5 protein-coding genes and 1 pseudogene are annotated in these 6,086 nt (G+C 36.7%); all 6 read right to left on the bottom strand.

Annotated features, from left to right (window positions below; genetic code table 11):
- Positions 1 to 75 precede the first annotated feature (75 nt).
- Positions 76 to 279 (bottom strand): annotated as a pseudogene (locus QZL66_RS02990) (glutamine--fructose-6-phosphate aminotransferase); the annotation flags it as partial.
- Between the two features lie 12 nt (positions 280 to 291).
- Positions 292 to 1,524, bottom strand: coding sequence for a nucleotide sugar dehydrogenase (locus tag QZL66_RS02985; RefSeq protein WP_022410284.1), 1,233 nt, complete (start codon positions 1,522 to 1,524; stop codon positions 292 to 294).
- Positions 1,525 to 1,540: 16 nt separating this feature from the next.
- Entirely contained in the window at positions 1,541 to 2,587 is a 1,047-nt protein-coding gene (locus QZL66_RS02980; RefSeq protein ID WP_022410283.1) for an NAD-dependent epimerase/dehydratase family protein, read from the bottom strand.
- Positions 2,584 to 4,089: a lipopolysaccharide biosynthesis protein gene (locus tag QZL66_RS02975; RefSeq protein WP_022410282.1), complete on the bottom strand. Its 1,506-nt coding sequence runs from the start codon at positions 4,087 to 4,089 to the stop codon at positions 2,584 to 2,586. Before QZL66_RS02975 ends, QZL66_RS02980 begins: the two co-directional genes overlap by 4 nt.
- A 9-nt stretch (positions 4,090 to 4,098) precedes the next feature.
- Positions 4,099 to 4,956 (bottom strand): ATP-grasp fold amidoligase family protein, encoded by an 858-nt coding sequence (locus QZL66_RS02970; RefSeq protein ID WP_022410281.1) that lies wholly within the window; start codon positions 4,954 to 4,956, stop codon positions 4,099 to 4,101.
- Between the two features lie 38 nt (positions 4,957 to 4,994).
- Positions 4,995 to 6,074, bottom strand: coding sequence for an EpsG family protein (locus tag QZL66_RS02965; RefSeq protein ID WP_293601802.1), 1,080 nt, complete (start codon positions 6,072 to 6,074; stop codon positions 4,995 to 4,997).
- Between the last annotated feature and the right edge of the window lie 12 nt (positions 6,075 to 6,086).

The following is a 6,086-nucleotide window of genomic DNA, read 5'->3' as shown; positions in this document are numbered from 1 at the left end:
AGTTCCAAAGGGATTTACCCCGAAAGGAGCTGAGAATATGCCAACGATCAGAGAAGTAAAAACCAAGCTTCGTCAACTACCTTTGACCGCTTTTCCGTCATTGGTCAATTCCTTCAGAACTTTCAGTTTACCCTTTGCCTTGACGATTTCAGGCTCTGCATCGCCGTTTCGGACAGCGATACCAGCTGAATCATATCCTCTGTATTCCAATTTTGACAGACCGTCCAAAAGAATCGGTGCTGCTTCATTTTTTCCTGTAAACCCAACAATTCCGCACATGTTTTACTTCTTTTAGTCTCTTCTGAAAATATCTCTGGTGTAGACCTTTTCTGCTACATCATCAAGACAGGAATCATATCTGTTTGCAATGATCGCATCAGACATTTCCTTGAATTTTGTAAGGTCGTTGACTACAACGCTTCCGAAGAATGTTTCACCGTCCTTTAATGTCGGCTCATAGATGATAACTGATGCTCCCTTTGCCTTTACTCGCTTCATAACCCCTTGAATCGAGGACTGGCGGAAGTTATCGCTGTTGGACTTCATCGTCAGACGGTAAACACCGATCACGATCTGTTTTTCAGAATCAGCATTCCACTCGCTGTTTGAACTGTAATAGCCTGCTTTTTCGAGAACTCTGTCAGCAATGAAATCTTTTCTTGTGCGGTTGGAATCAACAATTGCAGACATCATATTTTGCGGCACGTCAGCATAATTTGCAAGAAGCTGTTTTGTATCCTTCGGCAGACAATAACCGCCGTAACCAAATGAAGGGTTATTATAGTGTGTACCGATTCTTGGATCAAGGCACACACCATCAATGATCTGCTGTGTATTCAGACCTTTCATTTCTGCATAGGTGTCAAGTTCGTTGAAATATGACACTCTGAGGGCGAGATATGTATTGGCAAAGAGTTTGACAGCCTCTGCCTCTGTGAAGCCCATAAACAGTGTATCGATATTTTCCTTAATTGCACCCTGCTGGAGAAGTCCTGCAAATGTGTGGGCAGCTTCAACAAGTCTTTCATCGTTCATGTCCGTTCCCACAATAATTCTGGACGGATAGAGATTATCGTACAGAGCCTTGGATTCTCTCAGAAACTCAGGGCTGAAAATGATATTCTTACTGCCTGTCTTTTCACGAATGCTTTTGGTATAGCCTACCGGAATTGTGGATTTGATTACCATAATGGCATTCGGATTATACTTCATGACAAGGTCAATAACCGCTTCCACAGCACTTGTATCGAAGAAATTCTTCTTGCTGTCATAGTTGGTCGGTGCTGCAATAACCACAAAATCCGCATCTTTATATGCCAATTCTGCATCAAGTGTCGCTGTCAAATCAAGTTCCTTTTCGGCAAGGTATTTTTCGATGTAGTCGTCCTGGATCGGCGACTTTCTGTTATTGATAAGGTCTACCTTTTCAGGTATTATATCTACTGCTGTTACTGTATTATGCTGTGCAAGTAATGTTGCAATTGACAGCCCTACATATCCTGTTCCTGCTACTGCGATTTTCATAAAAATCCTCTCCCCCTTATATCTGATAGAATTCTTTATACCACTCTGCAAATTTTCTGAGTCCTTCTCTAAGGCTTGTACTCGGTTTGAAATCAAAGTCTGCTTCCAATGCACTTGTATCGGCATATGTGACCGGAACATCACCTGGCTGCATTGGTACAAGTTCCTTATGTGCATCAAAATCATAGTCCTGCGGCAATACACCTGCACGGATCAATTCTTCACTAAGGATCTGTACAAAGTCAAGGAGATTTTCCGGATTGTTGTTGCCTATATTGTAGATCTTGTAAGGAGGTATCGGAAGTCCGTCCTCACCATTTTTCTTTTCAGGCGGACTCATCATAACACGCTTTACACCTTCAACGATGTCATCAACATATGTAAAATCTCGCTTACAGTTACCATAGTTGAAAATCTTGATAGTTTCATTGTTTACAAGCTTGTTAGTAAAACCAAAGTACGCCATGTCAGGACGACCGGCAGGGCCGTAAACTGTAAAGAAACGAAGTCCTGTTGACGGAATATTGTAGAGTTTTGAATAGGCATGAGCCATAAGCTCATCACTTTTCTTTGTTGCTGCATAAAGTGAGACAGGATTGTCCACCTTATCATCTGTACTGAAAGGCACTTTTTTATTGCCACCATACACGCTTGACGAACTTGCATAAACCAAATGTTCCACAGGATGATTCCTACAAGCTTCCAGAACATTATAGAAACCGATGATATTTGATTCAATGTATGCATCAGGATTTGTAATGCTGTAACGAACACCTGCCTGAGCCGCAAGATTTACCACAATATCGATCTTGTTTTCTGTGAATATTTTCTCTATCAATGCCTTATCTGCAAGATTGCCTTTGATAAACATATACTTGCAATTCGGCTTTGATTCTGCCAACTTATTGATTTCAGCAAGACGATATTCCTTTATGGATACATCATAGTAGTCGTTTACGCTGTCAAAACCGATGATATTTATTGTTTCGTTTGTTTTCAGAAGTTCTTTTACAAGGTTGCTTCCGATGAAACCGGCTGAGCCGGTGACTAAGATTGTTTTCATTTTACAAATCTCCCTTTTACCCTTCTAAACATAGATAATACTCTTTCACGATAAAAAACACTGTTTATTAAAATAGCAATTACAAGCCAAACAGCAAACACTTCAATAGCAAGCAAAAACCACGAAACATAAGAAACAGACAACATTGGTATTTTAAATGTTGCAAGGCTTGCAACGATTACTGTTATTACATCAACCCCACACTGTTTTAAGAAATTCTTAAACGGCCAACAAATAATGTTCTTTGAATCATATCTCGCCATCCATACTGTCTGATACGCCATGGCTACAAGAGTACCAATTGACACTCCGACAAGTCCCCATATTTTAACAGTTGCAATTGAAACAACAATATTCAAAATCATTGCTACAATGTAATTACTCTGCGTTTGCTTGTAATGTCCAGCTGCTAAAATTAAAATATTATATGGTAATCTAAGACAATGCCCCGCATTTGCAATAGTTATCAGAACTGCAAATAATGGCTGAATATAATCAGCATCATGGATTCCATTTGTGTACACCCTTACAAAATTTACAAGTAAAACACCAGTACAACCAAAAACTAATGTTGTACCAGTATGCAGGAACCATTCAACATATCCGAAAAAGTTGTTAAGCTTTGCCGTTTCTTTTTTTGCCAGCATCTCTCCTATAAGAGATTGGAATCCATTTGTCATAGATAACAATGCACTCCTAACTCCAGCAATGGCTAAATAATACACAGAGTAAATGGATACATTAGCAAGAGAGGAAAACAATGTCAATACAATATTATCTGTTCCACTAAGAACATAGGCTGCAAAATGCTGCGCCATTCCATTCCATTTTTGCTTTATGGGTTCTTCAGTATATGTAATTTTTCTGTTTATCGCATAGTGTTTTTTTACATAAAGCACAAGAAAAAAAGGTCGAAGCAAAAATATCAACGATGTTGTCAGTTTGACAATCTGGATAGAAGCACCCAACTTGATTACAACATAACAAGCTATTGTATTAAGAATCAGTGTGATAATCTGTGCAGTATATTGAATATATCCTCGTTGATCCGCATTTAAAAGCAGACTATTTACTATACCAAAATAATATTGAGCAAAAGAGCTGATACAAATAGCTGCAATCAACAATGCGGTATACATATGACCGAAACTTTTATTGACAAGCATCGGATAAAATATCATAAGTAATACCACATAAACCAACAGTATTTCTGCAAGTCTCCTAAAAAACTTATTTGCAGACACATATATCTTGCTAATCATATCAGTATCATTTTCAGCCAATGGTTTATACAAAGCAGATTGTACAACAGCACCAACGCCCAAATCCAAAAGTGTTATGACCCCCAGAAACTGCGTGATACTATTTACAAGGCCATTGACATCAGAACCAAATGACTCAAGTATCAAACGTGGTAATATAAAACCACATATGACGTTTACCACTTGTAATCCAAGTGATGTTATGGTATTTAGTGCTAATTTTTTACCTCTCCCAGCCATTATATTGACTTATCCTTTCTTATCAGGAAGTTTTATCCACGAACCAAATTTCAAATCATAACTTTCCGGAATTATTTTATCAAAACCACTTGCATCAAAGAAAGTCAACTCTCCAAAATAAACCTGTGCATTTACTTCGTAAAAGTCAACTCTTAATGTTGCTGTTCCCTTTGCAAGTTTTTCTGCAAGTTCAAACATTTTCTCGTAATTTGCCGGTTTCTCTGGTTTGACATCTGCATGAGAATAACCCCATGTAAAATCAAGCCAATTATAGGATTCGTCAAAATAATCGGCTCTTGTATCCGTACCTCTATCCGTGTTTATCATACAAAATTTGGCTTTGCCATTGAACGTATAAATTTTATAGTCCCTTAATTCTCTGACTTTTGCATCTTCCATGTATTTTTCAGCAATAATTCTAGGTGGAACATTCTTATATGGCCACTCTCTGCCATAATAGAAAAAGTTTCTACTTAGACTGCTAGTCAGCTTTTGTCTTGCAGATTCAATGTCAAGCTTGGCTTTATCTTTACAGATGATCACACTATGCGAATCGTGTGTGCATTTTAAAACAAATCTATCCGGTAGTTTGTTAAAGTCAATATCCTCAAACCTATCCCATACTCCAAGTGTGGGTATAACATATTCCTCACCAATTACTTCTGCGATATATAGCTTAACAGCGTATTTGTCGACCATCTTCGTATATTCTGGACGACGATCATACAATTTAAGCCACTGTAATTTTTCATTAAATGTTTGTGGACTATTAAAGTTAGGAAATTTATGAAAGTGTTTATAATACAGTAAGCTTAGATATAACCTATCTGGTATTAGCCGAGAAGCTTTACGAATCGTTTTATTCATATACTCTCCTTTATGTTTGATAATAATCTAATTTTTCCTTATGTCGCTGTAAAGAACGTGGTATAGGGAACAACTGAATTCCAGTTACTTCTATATACAAGTATAATAACAAAGTAAGCAATTAGCATTCCTGATACTATCAGTTTAAGTAGGTAATATCCCTTATCCTTTTTCATTAACGCGAAAGCATTTGAAATTGAAATCAAAAACAAAGGCGTAAAATGAATCGAAACTCTATTAGCAACATTTAATCGCAATCCTATAATATCAATACAAACCACAATAATCGAGCAAGCAACTGGTATCATGATATTATAATCTACTTCTTCTTGATTATTAGCATCAGTTCTTTTCACTACAACATTATAATACATCCTGATAATAATGGCCAAAAAGCATGCATGCATAGCAAGATTCATTATAACCGCCAAGCCGGTTTCATTATAACCATTTTCGACAAAAGAATCATACTTACCAATAATTGCAATCATTAGATTGAAGAAGCGCTTGCCGAATAAGAAAGCAATAAAAGTCGATGCCAATAAAGCGTATATTTTTTTTCTGTTGATTCTGGTGTGGGCTACTGGATAAAGAAGCAAAAATACTATGGCGGATTTATGTATTAAAAGAGAGACCGCTATGACAGAAAGGCAAAATAATATTGGCTTTCTCTTTTCAATGAACTTGATAGAACATATAATGATCAGAGAAGTTGCTATCCAAGATCTGGATATATTCATTATTGAAAACATTGTGCGAGTCGTCATAAGTAGGAAACAAAAATACGCCGTATTGCTAGAATACTTAACAGAAATATAGTAAATTGCTGCGTATATAATCAAAGCCACTATAATTTGAAATTGATTATAAGAAAGACCTAAATGATTTCCTATATAATTAAGGATTAGATAGCCAGGTTCTATTTCAGAAGTTTTTAACCTGCTCAACAATTCCGAATACGAATTATAAAGATAATAAATTCTATAATACTGTGTTGTGTCTGTTCCAACATTTATTCCACGAAAAGCCGTTAATAGAAACATTGGTAGTATTAATATAAAACTTCGAATTCTCTTGCTCTTATTATCAAGAGATCTGGAATCTTCAGAAAAGCTCATGCAATAATAGAA

Origin of the sequence: Ruminococcus sp. CAG:330 (genome assembly GCF_000437175.1) — a bacterium.
Taxonomy (GTDB): Bacteria; Bacillota; Clostridia; order Oscillospirales; family Ruminococcaceae; genus Ruminococcus_C.
The sequence above is the reverse complement of the archived record's forward strand: the minus strand, read 5'-3'. Positions and strand labels throughout refer to the sequence as shown.

Coding starts and splice junctions, on each gene's coding strand:
- QZL66_RS02965 (WP_293601802.1), bottom strand. CDS start 6,074: ATGAGCTTTTCTGAAGATTCCAGATCTCTTGATAATAAGAGCAAGAGA.
- QZL66_RS02980 (WP_022410283.1), bottom strand. CDS start 2,587: ATGAAAACAATCTTAGTCACCGGCTCAGCCGGTTTCATCGGAAGCAAC.
- QZL66_RS02985 (WP_022410284.1), bottom strand. CDS start 1,524: ATGAAAATCGCAGTAGCAGGAACAGGATATGTAGGGCTGTCAATTGCA.
- QZL66_RS02970 (WP_022410281.1), bottom strand. CDS start 4,956: ATGAATAAAACGATTCGTAAAGCTTCTCGGCTAATACCAGATAGGTTA.
- QZL66_RS02975 (WP_022410282.1), bottom strand. CDS start 4,089: ATGGCTGGGAGAGGTAAAAAATTAGCACTAAATACCATAACATCACTT.